The organism is Nostoc sp. DSM 114161, from assembly GCF_052692665.1.
The window spans coordinates 4,962,353-4,977,474 of the sequence record NZ_CP195141.1 but is presented as its reverse complement, the minus strand read 5'-3'; the positions used below and the strand labels follow the sequence as shown (position 1 = coordinate 4,977,474).

14 protein-coding genes are annotated in these 15,122 nt (G+C 42.5%); 6 read left to right on the top strand and 8 right to left on the bottom strand.

The features are described from left to right. The first annotated feature begins 53 nt into the window (after window positions 1-53). The 4 genes from NSTC745_RS21295 to NSTC745_RS21280 all read left to right on the top strand — a co-directional run bounded on the left by NSTC745_RS21295 (window position 54) and on the right by NSTC745_RS21280 (window position 4,305). Window positions 54-1,223, top strand: coding sequence for a TOMM precursor leader peptide-binding protein (locus NSTC745_RS21295; protein ID WP_445632720.1), 1,170 nt, complete (start codon window positions 54-56; stop codon window positions 1,221-1,223). Continuing rightward, window positions 1,220-2,530 (top strand): YcaO-like family protein, encoded by a 1,311-nt coding sequence (locus NSTC745_RS21290; RefSeq protein WP_445632719.1) that lies wholly within the window; start codon window positions 1,220-1,222, stop codon window positions 2,528-2,530. The genes NSTC745_RS21295 and NSTC745_RS21290 overlap by 4 nt, the downstream gene beginning before the upstream one ends. A gap of 233 nt (window positions 2,531-2,763) precedes the next feature. Then, window positions 2,764-3,495, top strand: coding sequence for a SagB/ThcOx family dehydrogenase (locus NSTC745_RS21285; protein WP_445632718.1), 732 nt, complete (start codon window positions 2,764-2,766; stop codon window positions 3,493-3,495). A 537-nt stretch (window positions 3,496-4,032) separates the two neighbouring features. After that, window positions 4,033-4,305 carry a hypothetical protein gene (locus NSTC745_RS21280; protein WP_445632717.1) on the top strand — a complete coding sequence of 91 codons (273 nt, stop codon included), beginning with the start codon at window positions 4,033-4,035 and terminating at the stop codon, window positions 4,303-4,305. A 480-nt stretch (window positions 4,306-4,785) separates the two neighbouring features. Here the strand turns inward: NSTC745_RS21280 and NSTC745_RS21275 are convergent, their stop codons facing one another. Further along, window positions 4,786-6,156 (bottom strand): DUF2252 domain-containing protein, encoded by a 1,371-nt coding sequence (locus NSTC745_RS21275; RefSeq protein ID WP_445632716.1) that lies wholly within the window; start codon window positions 6,154-6,156, stop codon window positions 4,786-4,788. Window positions 6,157-6,782: 626 nt separating this feature from the next. Between NSTC745_RS21275 and NSTC745_RS21270 the strand changes: the two genes are divergently transcribed. Continuing rightward, complete coding sequence (locus NSTC745_RS21270) at window positions 6,783-7,130, top strand: winged helix-turn-helix transcriptional regulator (RefSeq protein ID WP_096538526.1); 348 nt, start codon at window positions 6,783-6,785, stop codon at window positions 7,128-7,130. A gap of 11 nt (window positions 7,131-7,141) precedes the next feature. Here NSTC745_RS21270 and NSTC745_RS21265 read toward each other — a convergent pair whose 3' ends face one another. The 3 genes from NSTC745_RS21265 to NSTC745_RS21255 all read right to left on the bottom strand — a co-directional run bounded on the left by NSTC745_RS21265 (window position 7,142) and on the right by NSTC745_RS21255 (window position 9,013). Next, a complete protein-coding gene (locus NSTC745_RS21265; protein ID WP_445632715.1) occupies window positions 7,142-7,537 on the bottom strand; it encodes a salt stress protein, Slr1339 family in 396 nt (131 codons plus the stop codon). 145 nt (window positions 7,538-7,682) lie between these two features. Beyond that, complete coding sequence (locus NSTC745_RS21260) at window positions 7,683-8,288, bottom strand: vWA domain-containing protein (protein WP_445632714.1); 606 nt, start codon at window positions 8,286-8,288, stop codon at window positions 7,683-7,685. Between the two features lie 119 nt (window positions 8,289-8,407). Continuing rightward, window positions 8,408-9,013, bottom strand: coding sequence for a vWA domain-containing protein (locus tag NSTC745_RS21255; protein ID WP_096538523.1), 606 nt, complete (start codon window positions 9,011-9,013; stop codon window positions 8,408-8,410). A 576-nt stretch (window positions 9,014-9,589) separates the two neighbouring features. Between NSTC745_RS21255 and NSTC745_RS21250 the strand changes: the two genes are divergently transcribed. Next, window positions 9,590-12,004 carry a PAS domain S-box protein gene (locus NSTC745_RS21250; protein WP_445632713.1) on the top strand — a complete coding sequence of 805 codons (2,415 nt, stop codon included), beginning with the start codon at window positions 9,590-9,592 and terminating at the stop codon, window positions 12,002-12,004. Between the two features lie 168 nt (window positions 12,005-12,172). Here the strand turns inward: NSTC745_RS21250 and obgE are convergent, their stop codons facing one another. From obgE to NSTC745_RS21230, 4 genes are all read right to left on the bottom strand, one after another. Beyond that, complete coding sequence (obgE, locus tag NSTC745_RS21245; RefSeq protein WP_445632712.1) at window positions 12,173-13,195, bottom strand: GTPase ObgE; 1,023 nt, start codon at window positions 13,193-13,195, stop codon at window positions 12,173-12,175. A 34-nt stretch (window positions 13,196-13,229) separates the two neighbouring features. After that, the gene (locus NSTC745_RS21240; protein ID WP_445638652.1) at window positions 13,230-13,481 is read right to left on the bottom strand and encodes a four helix bundle protein; all 252 of its coding nucleotides are present in this window, start codon (window positions 13,479-13,481) and stop codon (window positions 13,230-13,232) included. 163 nt (window positions 13,482-13,644) lie between these two features. Next, a complete protein-coding gene (locus NSTC745_RS21235; protein ID WP_445632711.1) occupies window positions 13,645-14,325 on the bottom strand; it encodes a Mo-dependent nitrogenase C-terminal domain-containing protein in 681 nt (226 codons plus the stop codon). A gap of 219 nt (window positions 14,326-14,544) precedes the next feature. After that, window positions 14,545-15,114 carry a carboxymuconolactone decarboxylase family protein gene (locus NSTC745_RS21230; RefSeq protein WP_445632710.1) on the bottom strand — a complete coding sequence of 190 codons (570 nt, stop codon included), beginning with the start codon at window positions 15,112-15,114 and terminating at the stop codon, window positions 14,545-14,547. Between the last annotated feature and the right edge of the window lie 8 nt (window positions 15,115-15,122).

Genomic DNA, 15,122 nt, shown 5'->3' with positions numbered 1-15,122 from the left:
TGTTGACTCTTGAAGGTTAACAGTCAACAGTTAACAGCCTTTTGAAAAAGCCTATGAAATTAAACGACGATCGCCGCCTGCGTCTACTAGAACATGTCATTGTTAACGTTATGCCGCCAGATTGTAATGACGAAGAAACTATGATATTCAAAACAACGCGGCGAACGCTAGCAGTAAAAGGTCAAGCATTGCACAATCTCGAAAAGATTGTTTTACCTTTATTAGACGGCTCCCGAACAATAGGAGAAATACGTGCTGTCATTGGCGAAAAGTTGACAGATTCTTCATTAAATCAATGTTTAGAGTTTTTGATGAACAATCGCTTAGTAGAAGACTTTTTGGAAGATACAGTCGATTTAGAGAGTCGTGCTTATTTACTCCCTCAGATCGGTCTTTATCATGAGCTAGGCTTTGAGCAAAAGGATGCCCAGAAGTACTTAACCAACGCTAGAATTGGAGTTTTCGGACTCGCAGGCTCAGGGCTGGTAACGGCAATGAATCTAGCTAGTGCTGGTATTGGTTTTCTCCGGTTGTGCGATGATACCCATACAGTAGCATCCGATTCACTGATGATGTCAGGCTCGGTATTTAATCAAATCGGTGCTTTTCGAGGGGTGGAAGCAGCTCGACAAATCGAGGCGATAACTTCTCTGCGAGACGCTACGCGAACGTTAAGCTCCGTTAACCCAGGAGCAACCCGAACTGAGGTTGTAACAGATCCTCTAACTAACGACGAAACAGTAAATGCTTTACTTGATGACGTCGATCTCGTTGTTGTCGCCACCGATGCAGTATCAGTCAATCTGGCCTATCGCCTGAACAGACTATGCCTGAAAATGCAGCGTCCATTGCTACCAGGCGGTGCTGCTGGTGTTGAGGGAACTATCGGGCCGTTGGTCTTTTCTCAAGATGGCCCTTGCTATTTGTGCTATCGGATGCGGGCAATGGCCTGTGCGAAACTTCCGGAGGCAGAGTTGGCAATTGAGCAGTTTCTCAACCGAGAACGCCGTTCTCAACCACGACTGCGAGAAAACTTGCCCATAATCCAGATGTTAGTTGGTAGTTACCTGGCTCTTGAAGCAATCAAAATATTGCTTGGTTTGCCCATCGCCACCGACGGAAAATTATTGCATCTCGATTCGATCGGTACAAAACTGACTCACAACGTTGTACTAAAAAAACCTGGTTGTCCTCATTGTTCGGGGCAGGAGAGAACACAGTGAATACAGCGATCGCTAGTCCACGCTGGCGGGATTTAGTCAGCCCCCATACTGGAATTATCCGAGCCATAGATAGGTTCGCCAAGCCTTATACAGAGTTTGAGTTCCCAGTTTTATGGCAAGCCGAATTAGCAAATTTTCAGCTTCGCAAACAGCCAGACGATTTACGCTACGGTGTAGGCAGGGGTATGACTGACGAACAAGCGATTTTTGGTGCTGTTGGCGAAGCTATAGAACGCTACTGCGGCAGCATTGGCGATCGCCGCCAGATACTTGTCAGTAGCTACGAAGAATTAGGCGATGATGCCGTTCCTCCTCCAGCTTTTTTCTCGTTTTCTGACAAACAATATTCTGACCCAACCTTTCCCTTTGCAGCTTTCGATCCCGCAATGCAGACTTCGTGGATTGCTGCTGTGTCTCTGGCAACTAACCAACAGGTTTTAGTCCCAGCCTCCCTGGTTTATTTTGACTGGCATAGCGAGCAACCAGGGGATTATATTTTACCCGTCAGTTCTAATGGCATGGCTAGCGGCCCTTATTTGGAGTTTGCTGCCTACAGTGGCTTATGCGAATTGATTGAGCGCGATGCTTTTATCATTACATGGTTAAACCGCTTACCTGCTCCACGCATCTATTTCGAGCATCGACCAGGAATTGAGACGGAAATTGCACGCCACTATGCGAGATTTGGAATTGAGCTAGTTACCTTCGATTTGACTAGTGATATTAAAGTCCCAGTTGTGATGGCTATGTTAATCGATCGCTCCGGTAAAACTCCCGCCGTCGCAACTGGTTTGGGATGCCATCTTGATGGGCCAACGGCGCTTCGCAAAGCAATTTTTGAAGTTTGCCAATCCCGCTTTGGTGACATAGAACGTATGGCTGGCGGCGCTGGTGCTAATCTCAACCAATATAGTGATATTAAGTCTTTGGACGATCACAGTGCTTTTTTCTATACAACCGCACGGCTGGGTGAGTTGGACTTCTTATTTCACCATGACCAATACCTCAAGGTTGAAAATTTACCAACTTACACATCTCAAGCAGAGGTAGAGAAATTGCGATCGCTGATTGTAAGCTTGCATTCAGCTGGTGTTGAACCTTATTTAGTCGAGATTACAACCTCCGATATCAGGCCTCTTGGTTTTCGAGTAGTGCGGACTTTAGCCAGTGGACTAGTCCCTATATATTTCGGCTATGGACAAGAACCACTAGGTACTCGACGTTTGTTTGAGGTTCCACAAAAGCTTGGTTACAGCAGACAACGTACTGAAGACGCTCTAAATCCCTGTCCGCATCCTATGGCTTAAGTACTTATACCAATAGGACTTACGCAAAAATTCTCTGAAACTCTTATTTCTTTGTGTCCTTTGCGGTAGCCTGCGGCAAGCCTCTCCGCGTCTACGTTTTTTCATGATTTTGCGTAAGTCCTGACCAATTCGTAATGGGCTACACGCATTACGAATTAGTATAAGAGTTTTAGAAATTATTGTGTAATTTTTAACAATATAAAAACTGAATTTTAAATTATAAAATTAGACTAATGTATACAGACAAAGAACCTTTAGAATTAGCTCTTTTGTATCATTTAAATTCTCCAGTACCTAAGAGTTATGTCAAGCGCGTTCCGGCGACTCAACTGCGGTATATGGCGGAGGCTCCTTTTCTCGAACTTCCAAAAGCACCGTGCAATAACCCCCTAACTGAGCTTTTGGAACGGCGTTCTTCTGTGCGATCGTTTGAGAATAAGGTTATGCCAATCATCTCATTGGCTCAACTACTCGACGCAGGATGCGGAATCAACGGTCTGCGTCAAGTCGAGGGTCAATTCTATGAAGGTCGCAACTCCCCCTCTGCGGGAGGACTTTATCCCATTGAAGTTTTCGTATCCACGCAAGCAGTAGAAGGTTTGGCCGCTGGACTGTATCACTATGAGCCACGCGGTCACGGCCTACATCGAGTTAGCGATGCAGTACCAACAGATTTTGTAGAACCCTTATTGCGCCAGGATTACGTTGTGAATGCCAATGCTCTGTTCGTGTTCACATCTGTTTTCATGCGCTCTATGTGCAAATACGGTGCCCGCGGCTACCGCTTTGCTCTTTTGGAAGCTGGTCATCAAGCTGAAAATATATGTCTAATGGCTGTGCAATTAGGCCTTGGTAGTCTTTGTATCGGTGGATTCCATGATATGAGTCTGAACGCCATTTTGGGCATTGATGGCAAGTATCATGCTGCACTTTACTGCGTTGCAGTCGGTAGTTGTGGCAGCTAGGAATCATAAAAAGGAGTCAGAATGGGCTACGCCCCGCTGCGCTAACAGGATTCAGAATTCAGAATACTCGACCCATAAAGGGATAATGTATTAAATATAGCTAGCAATTTTTATTTGAATGGAGGACACGGTAGGGTAGCACAGCTGTGCTACCCTACAAATTGTTTGTATTCCTGACCCAGTAGGGGTCACCAATCCCCAACTGATACCAATTCAAAATTCAAAATTAAGAAATCCATATTTTAAAAGGATTCTAGATTTGGATCTGTTTCAAAATTTTAGTGAATTCATATGAGGTAAAACCCCCTGCCTCCCCTGCTCCCCCTGCCCCCTGCCCCTTGCCTCCTACCTCCTTCAATGCTGCCAATCACGGAATTAAGAGGAAAAGTGACCAAGAATTCAGATTTTCATCGATCGCGAAGACAAAATGATTAACAGGGGTTGCTACTGTATTCCCTAGTGATTCCAGCTTTTTCTTGGTTGAATGGCTGGTATCAGTTTTGTTATGGCGTTTGTTTTCAAGTTTGATGGTTATAGATGAACATAGGAATAATCCAGCCTTACAGTAACGGGTTTTTGGACGTTGTACCAGAGGGTGAAGGCAGCGACTATTGGCAGATTGCAGCTATACACATCAATGGCCAAGCTTACTGCCCTACTCCTCGGCTTTATCGTTCAGAAAAAGCGGCATTAACAAAAGCTGCACAAATTTATGATTGGATAACCGACCACGAACACCAAATTAGTAATGGAGCTTACAACTGTTCTGAATTAAAACTTATCCTATGGCAGCAACCAAAAGTATCTTAGTTATAGCAGGAAACAGGCAACAGACTTTTAAGTCTGTTGCCTGTTTCCTGCTATGTATTTTCTAGTAAATTACTAGCCAGTTGTAACGAAGCGATGACCGAGTGCTGTAAGTTGTCTGCTGAGGATGTTTACAGCGTTGGGTCAACAACTGGCAATTTGTGGAGCTACTGAGGTATGGAGTAAACCATTCCTCGTGTAACCTTTTGGCTGTTGCGTTCTGTTGATATCTCATTTAAACTGCAAAACACAGACAAGTTGTGCCAAATTGCCACAATCTTTGAAGATGGGGCTGTAACTTCAAATTTTGCAACCAAAGCAAAACAAAAGACGCTCCCCATCTCCCAGGCACAAAACCAAAAGACTTCTTGCAGAAGTCGGAAAAAGGGGAAGGGGGAAAGGTTTGGTATTTTCCCTTTCCCCTTTAACATGAGTCCCTTTTCCCACCTCTTATAAAAAGCAGTTTTGCAAGAGTTCTAAAGTTTAGTAGAGCGTTACTCCTCGATTGTAGGCGTCTTTAAAACTCGCATAGTCGTACTCGACTTGATTTGCATAGTCTAAAGCAAAGTTAACGATCTCATCTTTAAATACACCTTTGTAACCGCTAGTGATATCAGTTACTTCCTTGTCAACGCTTGCGGCAACAATCGCAGCATCGTAGTCTTTATCTGAGATGGCATGATTTTTGGCAACCGCTTTACCTACATAGGCCATCGCATCCATGAACTTTGACTTAGTGGTTAGCAACGTATAATCAAAATCTACTTCGTAGGGTGATTTTTCATGCACCATAAAGGGAATGCTGCTAACAGTGGTGTAGCCAACTAAAGGGTCAGTATTAGCAAGCATCGCTTTAGTGGCAATTGTCACCCTCGTTCCTTCATGATTATTGTAAACTGAACTCGGCAACAGACCTGGAGATGCGATCGCCACGGCGCTAGTGCTTTGTTGCTTCATCTCCAAAATCCGGTCATCATCGGTTGCTGAACTTGGCCCTTCAATAAGTAAGTAATAGCGATATTTACCAAGGCTACCAGTACCAGAACCTAATTTGAGGCGAATATCTTTTAAGGTGTAGTAACTATTGCTGTAGCGTTTGCTGCTGGGAATTGAAGCAATATAGCTGCTGATGGCAGTAGCGATATTTGAATAGGTGCTGCTAGATACAGGCTGAAGTTCCGAAGTTGTTTGGAAAATGCGATCGCTAGTGCTATTTAACAGTGTGTACTTATTTAGTAAACTAGAACGGTTCTTACCTGCTGCCTTTTGAATCAAATCCTTAACCACACCGTTGGTATTGCTCTCTTCTAAGCGGTATGATAGCTCGTCATTAGTACCTTTAAAGTCGCTCATTTTGTTGAGGTAAGCATCGAGGAAATTTCGCACAATATCTTGAGCATCACCGGAGCTAAAACCGTTTTCTTTAGCTGCTAAGAGGATAGAGACTGCCATACGTCGCAAATCCCAAACGTAGGGGCCAAGATAACCTTCATCAAAGTCAGTGGTATCAAAGACGTTATTATCGTTGCTATCTCTCATTCCTCCAAGATTCTGCATGTGCATGTCTCCCTCTAACCAAATGGCTGATGTTGGAGAATTCACAAATCCTGAACCTGGTAAAGTTTGCATATCACGATAAAAGATGTGAGCCGTTCCTCGATAAAACGCAAAAGGGCTAGCTGTCATTTTTTGCATTTTCGTTGCCAGTTCTTGGGGCAATTGAGAAGCAAACGGATGGTTGTATTGGTAAATTTCATTTTCCACCCACGCTGAACGAGGAATTGCAGCTTGAGATGTAGATGCAAACCCTATTAAAATCAAGACTGTGATGATTGCAGATATCTGTTTGAGCATGAAAGTTTCTTAAGCAGTAAAAAAATTAACTTTTGCTGGACTCTTGGATAGAGAAAATCATTCAACAACAATTCTTTTACCACTTTGAGTTACAGCTTAGAAAGTAATTTAAATCACAATGTAATAACTATTCATAAGTAATTTCATTACTAGTTGTGTAGCCTTAGCCCGTCGCGACAACATGGTTTGGTTAATCGTACTTCACCGTTGGCTATTGCCTCAATTCTGTTTCATCAGATCTTGCATCTGTCCCTGAGTACGCCTTGAACTTAAGTTCAAGGCTTATAGCTAAAGTCCGTTAAAACGGACTGAAATTTATATTTAGTAAGCTTTAGCTTAGCTCCGCTTTGAGCCAAGAAATTTAGGGACTTCCAAATAAAAAAATATACAACTTTTCTTGTGGGGTGGACATCTTGTCCGCCCCTATGAACGGGCGGGCGAGACGCCCACCCCACAAGAGTGGATAATTTATTTCTTGGCGGAAAATTGAGTAGGTGCAAGATCTGAGTTCCCTCTCCACAAGGGTACTGATACGGCTGAAAGTCCCGTACAGTAGACTCAGGTTTAACTAGCATTGGCAGAATATAATAATACTGATTTGGAAGTAAATTTCCACTAAAATTTCTATGAAAGCTGAAGCAGACAACTATACCAGGCTGACTTGTGAAGTAGAAACTACACTCAAGGTAATTGGCGGACGCTGGAAGGTTTTGATTATTAGAGAGTTAATGACTGGCGTCAAACGATTTGGCCAGTTGCAACGGACTTTACCTGGAATAACCCAAAAGATGCTGACTCAGCAACTTAGAGAAATGGAGGAAGACGGTATTATTCATCGAGAAGTTTATCCCCAAATTCCCCCAAAGGTGGAATATTCACTTACGCCTTTAGGAGAAACTTTGCAACCAATTCTCTACGCTATGCATGAATGGGCTGTTCAACATTTTGGTCGAAACGATCGCCATCAATATTAAGTTGTTAGGCGTTATTCGTTATTTCGTAAATATTCAATCGCTGCTTCTAATTTTGACGGATAACTTTCAGCAAATCTTTCAAACCAAAGTCCTTCAGGCGACAATGGATCTATTTTCGCTAACCATTCTTTTGCTTGCAGTTTCAAAGCCTCTAGTTGTTTAGCTTTGAGTTGTTCTTGGCGAATTTGTTCCTGTTGTAGTTCTTGCTGTCTTTTTAATTCCTCAGCAGCATCTTTTTCTGCAAAATCAGACTTAATTTCTGCCAAAATATCATCCATGAAAGATGCTGATTTTGGTGATACTGGAATAAAAGATTTGGCCGGAGTTGATTTTGGCGGCTGCTGTTTGGGTTGTTCTTCTTTGTATTCAGTTTTCAGTTCAGCTAACAGCTTATCAATAGAATCCATTTTTATAAGTCCTATAAAGCGAAAGCGAAAGTCAAGATTCTATACTGGCAATTTTTTCAAAAGGCTACAAAAATAGAAATGGTTAAAAAGCTTGCTATCTAACTATTCTTTTTTTGCCTTTTGCCTTTTGCCTATTCCTCTATTCCTAGTCATTAATGGCATTGAGTAGCACTTCTGATAAACTCAAATCTTCCATATCTTCCATAGTAATTGTGTCGCAGATATCAAATTTTGCACCCGCGCTTTGGAGTTCGTCGTCTAAAACTTTGAGAAAACGGGTAGCTTGCTGGTCTGTACCAACTTGAATGAAAGAAATGCCTAATTCTTCATCTCTATCCATGCGGCGAGAAGCTTCAATAATCACCTTCATTACTGCTTTGCGATCGTCTGGTTCGCCATCAGTAACCACTAAAATTGTTTCGCCATTTGGCTTAGTTTGACCGGCTCCTTTGCGTTGGAAGTAATCATCAGTTGCATGTTTCAAGACACCAGCTAAGTCAGTTGTACCAGAGGGATCGTTTTCTCGAAAAATTTGTGCTACTTTGCCGGATGTCACATTTTCATAACGCTTAAATTTTCCAGAAAAGACATAAACCGTGATACCGTCTGGGTCAAATTGTTCGCATTTACTAGCTAAAGCTAAAGTAGATTCTTGTGCTGTTACCCATCTGGTTCTGCCACCTTTTTGATCTGGAGTGGCCATACTGCCACTTTTGTCAATAATTAAGGTATAATCTCGATTTTCTAGCATTTATAACTTCCCCAAATATTTAGTCAAAGTTCTATATTAGGAATCAATTTTTGAGGATAGATAATATCTCCAAAAATTGTTGATGATTTATTAGATAAAGCTGATAAATTTAGGCTTTATCAGTCAGTTATGGCGTTGGTTAGTACATCTACAAGACTCATTTCTTCTAGGTCGTCTAAAGTGACTGTATCGCAAATATCAAATTTAGCACCAACACTTTGCAGCTGGTCATCTAAAGCTTTCAAAAACTTAGTTGCTTGGGCGTCTGAACCTACTTGAATAATCGAAATTGCCAATTCTTCATCACGCTCCATTTGCCGAGTAGCATGGATGATAACTTCAAACACAGCTTTGCGATCGTCTGGTTCGCCATCAGTAATCACTAAAATTGTTTCTCCGTTTGGCTTGGTTTGACCAGCAGCTTTGCGTTGAAAGTAATTATTGATTGCATCTTGGAGTACACCTGCTAAGTTGGTTGTACCAGCAGGATCGTTTTCTAGAAATATTTGTGCGACTTTGGCTGAAGTTACTTCATCGTAGCGTTTAAATTTTCCAGAAAATACATAAACAGTAATACCATCTGGGTCAAACTGTTCTGCCTTTCTTGCCAAAGCGAGTGTAGATTCTTGGGCTATTTCCCATCTACTTCTACCACCAACTTGGTCGGGTGTAGACATACTGCCACTTTTATCAATTATTAGTGTATAGTCGCGATCGCTCATCATATTTTTCCTGTAATTATTGCCCTGTTGTTCTAGTTTAACGCCGTTTTTTTATCCTTAAGCAAGGGTTTAAGCTTTTGTATCAATTATGTTATACAACACAACCGCGCTACAGCAAGCATATTAATGCGGATAAATACGGATAAATGCCTGCGCTTGGTGTCTTTACTTGGTAAAGTTTTCCGCAGATATTGGTAGTCATCAAAATTATTTAAGAAAATATTTCAATAAGTATTAAATTTTATTAAAATTAATCTGCATTTTACGGTAATTATGGGTTTCAAGCTCTCTGTCTTCAAAAGAGAGAGAAAGGAGTAGGAAAGAATATTTTTATGTTCTATTTGTGCCATTTATTACATAAATATCTAGCTTCAAAAGTTAAAAGCTAACAAAGCCTTATGTATTCGCTTTTCGCTTTGTGATGTGGTATTCACCAATTATAACTTCTAAATTTTAAATTTTGGCTTATTTTTAGTTGTTGCAATTGTATTAAATCTGGGAATAATAAATCTTAGTTATGCTAACAAACGCCTAGTTAAATAGCTGTTGTTGAGCTTGATTTTAAATATAAATTCGGGTATGAACCATCCCAGATTCTTAGATATTCCCTCGCCAAAACAAAGCCCTTACCAACAAAAATTTTCCTCCCTGTTTCTGTGTCAGATGATTAATAGTATATCTGACCCGATTTTTGTCAAAGACCGTCAACATCGCTGGGTATTAGTTAACGATAGCTACTGTAATTTCGTGGGTCATAGCCGAGAAGAATTAATTGGCAAGTCTGATTATGATTTTTTTCCTCAACCAGAAGCTGATATTTTTTGGGAAAAAGACGAGCTAATTTTCACTACAAATATTCTTGATGAAAACCTGGATATTTTGACTGATGCTCAGGGTATAGCTCATGCGGTTTGTACAAAAAAATCTTGTTTTGAAGATGAAGTTGGTAATAAATTTTTGCTAGGTGGTATTCGCGATCTGATTTCACACGAACAAGCCGATAAACTTTTGAGTGTCAGTAGTAAAGTTAGTAAAATTACTGAAATAACAGAAATAATACAAATCAATGGGGCACTTCGGAAAGGCTTAGAAGAAGTGCGCCAAGAAAACAAAGAACTAGCGATCGCTTATCAAACAGCAAAATCAGAACGTCAGCGTTACCAGGATTTAGCAGATAATTACTTAGTCAAGGATAGCCAACAGCAAACCGTACTCCTTGAATGCGAGCAAACAGAACAAAATTTACACCGCACCAATGCTGTGCTGCAAGCTCAACAAGAAGCTTCCATCGACGCAATTCTAATTGTTGATGAAAATCGCCAAATAGCATCATACAATCAGAAATTTTGTCAATTATGGCAAATTCCGCCACAAACGATCCAAACAAACGACGATCGCCAACTCCTGGGATGGGTACTCGACCAATTAGTCGATCCAGAGGAATTCTTGTCTAAAGTGGAGTATCTTTACCAACATCCCCAACAAACTAGCCGCGATGAAATTTTCCTCAAGTCTGGAAAAATTTTTGACCGCTATTCAGCCCCAGTCGGTAGCAAGCAAGGGGTAGAAGACTGTTACGGCAGGATTTGGTATTTTCGTGACGTTACCGAATATAGACAAGCAGAAGCACAACTCAAAGCTTCACAGCGAAGACTGGCCTTGCTGGTTGAACAAACACCTTTAGCCATTATTGAATGGAATACCAATTTTGAGATTCAAACATGGAATCGCGCAGCAGAAAAAATATTTGGATATAGCACAAAGGAAATGCTGGGAAATTCTTTTGAGATTATAATTCCTGAAAATGTCAGAAAACACATCGATCGGATTGCTACTACCTTGTTAACACAACAAGGAGGCAATTTTAGTACTAACGAGAACGTCACGAAAGATGGTAAAACGATAGTCTGTGAATGGTATAACAATCTTTTAGTAGATCCTAATGGTCAGGTAATTGGTGTTGCTTCAATGGTGCTGGATATCACAGAACGCCAACGAGCGAAGGAAGCTTTACTGAAGTCCCAAGAACAACTGCGACGACAAACTCAAGAACTTCAACAAGCACTCGACAAACTTCAACGCACCCAAATTCAGTTAGTTCAAAGTGAAAAGATGTCTAGCTTGGGTCAATTAGTTGCAGGAGTGGCGCACGAAATTAACAACCCAGTGAATTTTGTTTATGGTAACCTCAGCCCAGCAAATCAATACATGGAAGATTTACTTTTACTTTTGCAACTATACCAAAAACACTATCCCAAACCTGTGCGAGAAATTCAGGATTTTGTAGAATTCATCGAACTAGACTTTTTAAAATTAGATTTGCCACAAATATTTAACTCCATGAAAGTTGGGGCAGACCGCATTCGAGATATTGTGCTTTCCCTACGAACTTTTTCCCGCTTAGATGAAGCCGAAATGAAAGCAGTTGATATCCATGAAGGAATCGATAGTACTTTGATGATTTTGCAAAACCGCTTCAAAGCTAACGACCAACGTCCAAAAATTGAGGTAATTAAAGAATACGACAAACTACCTTTAGTTGAATGTTACGCTGGGCAGCTAAACCAAGTATTTTTGAATATTTTGACAAATGCGATCGATGTTTTGGAACAGGGAGTCGGGAGTGCAGAGTGGGGAAATGAGGAAGATGGGGAAATATGGGAAGTGCGGGGAGATAATGAAAAAACTTCCCACACTTCCAATGCCCCATACCTAATACCCAAGATTCGTATTCGTACCCAACTCTCGGAGCGAAATCAAATAACAATTAGAATTGCTGACAACGGATTGGGAATACGAGAGGATGTGCAAAAACAGATTTTCGATCCATTTTTCACTACCAAGCCCATCGGCAAAGGTACGGGAATGGGACTTGCCATCAGCTACCAAATCATTACAGAAAGACATAGTGGTTCCTTAGAATGTATTTCGCAGCTAGGAAAAGGTGCTGAATTTGTAATTAAGATACCCTTGAACCAGCATATATCAAAATAATTTCTAATCTTGGGCATAGGGCATAGGGCATGGGGCACTTGTAATAAGCCTTGGGAGAGTGTAGCCGTTGGCGCAGCCTCTCGCAGAGAAGTATAGGGCATGGGACATTGGTAATTAGTTTTAGACAAAGGACTAATGACTAATGACTAATGACCTAATTACTAATAATTATCGTAATAATTCTTCAGCGGGCTTAATTTGGTCGAGAATTTCCCAGATTTGCTGTAACATTGGCTCTAAGCCGGTGCGGGTAACTGCTGAAATCAGAAAAACTGGGGCGTAGGAGAGATGATTTAGTTGGGTAGCTAATGCTTCTAAATCTACAGTTTCGCGATCGACTGCATCAATTTTATTTAACGCCAAAATTTGCGATCGCTCTGCTAAACCTCTTCCATAAGCTTTTAATTCTTGCTGAATGGTGTTATAGTCACTAATCACATCATCGCTAGTGGCATCAATCAAGTGGAGTAGCACCCGCGTGCGCTCGATATGACGTAAAAAATCATGTCCTAGTCCAGCTCCTTCGGCAGCTCCTTCAATTAGTCCGGGTATGTCAGCGAAAACAGTACCATCGCCAGTGGGTTTTCGCACTACACCCAAATTGGGGATCAAAGTGGTGAAGGGGTAGTCTGCGATTTTTGGGCGTGCAGCTGATAAAGATGAAATTAAAGTAGATTTACCAGCATTTGGTAAGCCAATAATCCCGACTTCTGCCAAAAGTTTTAACTCTAGGCGCAACTGCTTGATTTCCCCTGGTAATCCTGGGAGAGCGTATTCTGGGGCGCGGTTACGGTTGCTCAAAAAATGCTGATTTCCCAGTCCACCTTTACCGCCTTGGGCAACGTGTAAAGTCTGGTGAGGCTCAATTAAATCCCCCACTAATTCGCCAGTTTCAGCATCATAAACAGCAGTACCGCAGGGAACTTCAATTATCAAATCTTTGCCATTTGCCCCAGTACGATTATTCGGGCCTCCACGACCACCGTTTTCAGCTTGAAAGCGATGATTATATCTGAAATCCAGGAGGGTTTGTAGGTTTTCATCAGCAACGAAAATCACCGAACCACCCCGTCCTCCGTTACCACCAGAGGGACCACCAGCTGGTACATATTTCTCCCGCCGGAAGGCGACAATACCGTCGCCGCCTTTGCCAGCTGCAACTTCAATTTCTGCTTGGTCAATAAATTGCATAATTAGTCATTAGTCATTGGTCATTGGTCATTGGTCATTGGCTATTTGGAATATTGCCAATTGACTTTAGATATGCGTTTAATTGGGGTGCAAGGTCATTAATGATTAGTTTGAGTGCGTCTACCTGTCGATCTGTTAATAGGTTACGGCTATATGCTCGTCTTAGCCAGTGTTGAGTTTCATATAAAGACCCCCTCGCTATTGTGACGAATCGCCGATTCTCTTGATAACTCCCTCGTCCCATTCCTTCTGCTATGTTGGCACCAATGCTATCCGCTGAAAGGATAATCTATTTACCTACTGTATCTTGCGGTAATGACTTCCATCCATTAACAATTTTCCAGATGTCGTCAGCTAATCTTTCTGCTAATTGATAAACTCGTAATTCTTGGAACCTCTTACTTGACATTATGCTGCCTAACTAATGACCAATGACTAATAACTAATGACTAAATATATGGCGAAACATCTTCACCGCATTTATCAGCCAAGTAGCAGAGGGCACGGAAACGTAAGCCCACCAGTTGTTCATACAAAGGATTAATTTTACACATCGGTGGTATATGCACAATTTTGCGTCCAAATAGGGTGACATCACGCTCAAATGGACACTGGGAGGGAATCATTTTACACAAAAAACGGGCTACTCTTGGGTCTTGGATATCTAGTCCATCGAGCCACTCGCGCAAAGGGTGTAGTGCATCAATTTGACGTTTTGTAAGTCCAGTTGCGGGGATAATGGGGGTAATTTGCTCTGGATGTTCTAGGGTGTGGCGGAGGGCTTCGAGTATATCCTGTGGTTGTTCTAAGGCTTGGCAGAACTGTTGCAGAACCTCATCTTCGCTGGGAGAATAAGTACCATCTGCGATCGCTACCATCACCGCTGTCCGCAAGAAATTTTCCGCTGCTGGCGTACCTTTGCCTAACGCTGCGGCTAGTTCATCAGCGGAAATGATCTCTGGCGAATCCTCCCATTGAATCTTAGGAGCTAATTGATCTTTAGTAATGGTGGCAATTATTTCTTGCTCGTGTTCGTCATAATTACCATCAGCCCAAGCAATAGTCAGCAGTCCACGCAACCAAGCGGCAATTTGTTCGCTGCTGTAGGGGGATTGAACAGTACTTGTCATAAACTTACGCTTCACGCTTTCCTTAGTCACTACTAAGCTACCCTACCTGGTGGCTGTGAGGATAGTGGGTGCAGTAGCGGCTTGTAAATCAACTTACTTTATCATTTAAATAAATAGTCCTCTCGCTTGGGGGCGATCGCACTCCCACAGTTACCCTTCAAGCACGGTTTTGAAGCGTTAACTTAATTAGCCGCCCCCGGACACGGCTTTTGTGAGGCGTCAGGCATCGGCGTCAGGCACTGGTACATCGAAGGCATTTAGTAGCATCGCAATGAGACAGTAGCCGCCAATGAGAAACACGAGTTCGCCAACGCCGTCTTGTCCGAGTACTTCGAGGGCACGCGCATACGTCGAGGCTGGCAGGATGTGACCGCTGGTCAGCACGCGGGCAACATCGTGGGCGATGGCTTCCTCCTCATTCAATTCGGAAGGACAATTGCCCGCCGCAAGTGTCGCAATCTGGGAGTGTGATAGCCCGACTTCCGCTGCGGTGATCTCATGAGCGTAGAGTTCGTAGCGTGCCCCGAAGGCTGCACCAACCGTCAGAATTGCCACCTCACGCACCGTCTTTGGCAGGCGTGCTTCGGAGGACAAAGACCTCTGAAATATCAGGGCCGGAACGCCGAACTGAGGAAAGTGCAGCATGGCTGGAAAAGGGCCGATCAATGCATTCTGGGCGTTGAGAATGACGATTCTCTGCTGCGTGCGTGCAACAACAGCGGCGATCTCGTCGTGTACTTTACGGAGTTCGGGGCTCAAGGTTTCTGGGGCCAGCGGTGGAAGGCGCATGGATGTCT

Excerpts from the sequence above, each read along its gene's own strand:
- NSTC745_RS21295 (WP_445632720.1), top strand. The coding sequence starts at position 54 with ATGAAATTAAACGACGATCGCCGCCTGCGTCTACTAGAACATGTCATT.
- NSTC745_RS21285 (WP_445632718.1), top strand. The coding sequence starts at position 2,764 with ATGTATACAGACAAAGAACCTTTAGAATTAGCTCTTTTGTATCATTTA.
- NSTC745_RS21280 (WP_445632717.1), top strand. The coding sequence starts at position 4,033 with ATGAACATAGGAATAATCCAGCCTTACAGTAACGGGTTTTTGGACGTT.
- NSTC745_RS21275 (WP_445632716.1), bottom strand. The coding sequence starts at position 6,156 with ATGCTCAAACAGATATCTGCAATCATCACAGTCTTGATTTTAATAGGG.
- NSTC745_RS21270 (WP_096538526.1), top strand. The coding sequence starts at position 6,783 with ATGAAAGCTGAAGCAGACAACTATACCAGGCTGACTTGTGAAGTAGAA.
- NSTC745_RS21265 (WP_445632715.1), bottom strand. The coding sequence starts at position 7,537 with ATGGATTCTATTGATAAGCTGTTAGCTGAACTGAAAACTGAATACAAA.
- NSTC745_RS21260 (WP_445632714.1), bottom strand. The coding sequence starts at position 8,288 with ATGCTAGAAAATCGAGATTATACCTTAATTATTGACAAAAGTGGCAGT.
- NSTC745_RS21255 (WP_096538523.1), bottom strand. The coding sequence starts at position 9,013 with ATGATGAGCGATCGCGACTATACACTAATAATTGATAAAAGTGGCAGT.
- NSTC745_RS21250 (WP_445632713.1), top strand. The coding sequence starts at position 9,590 with ATGAACCATCCCAGATTCTTAGATATTCCCTCGCCAAAACAAAGCCCT.
- obgE (WP_445632712.1), bottom strand. The coding sequence starts at position 13,195 with ATGCAATTTATTGACCAAGCAGAAATTGAAGTTGCAGCTGGCAAAGGC.
- NSTC745_RS21235 (WP_445632711.1), bottom strand. The coding sequence starts at position 14,325 with ATGACAAGTACTGTTCAATCCCCCTACAGCAGCGAACAAATTGCCGCT.
- NSTC745_RS21230 (WP_445632710.1), bottom strand. The coding sequence starts at position 15,114 with ATGCGCCTTCCACCGCTGGCCCCAGAAACCTTGAGCCCCGAACTCCGT.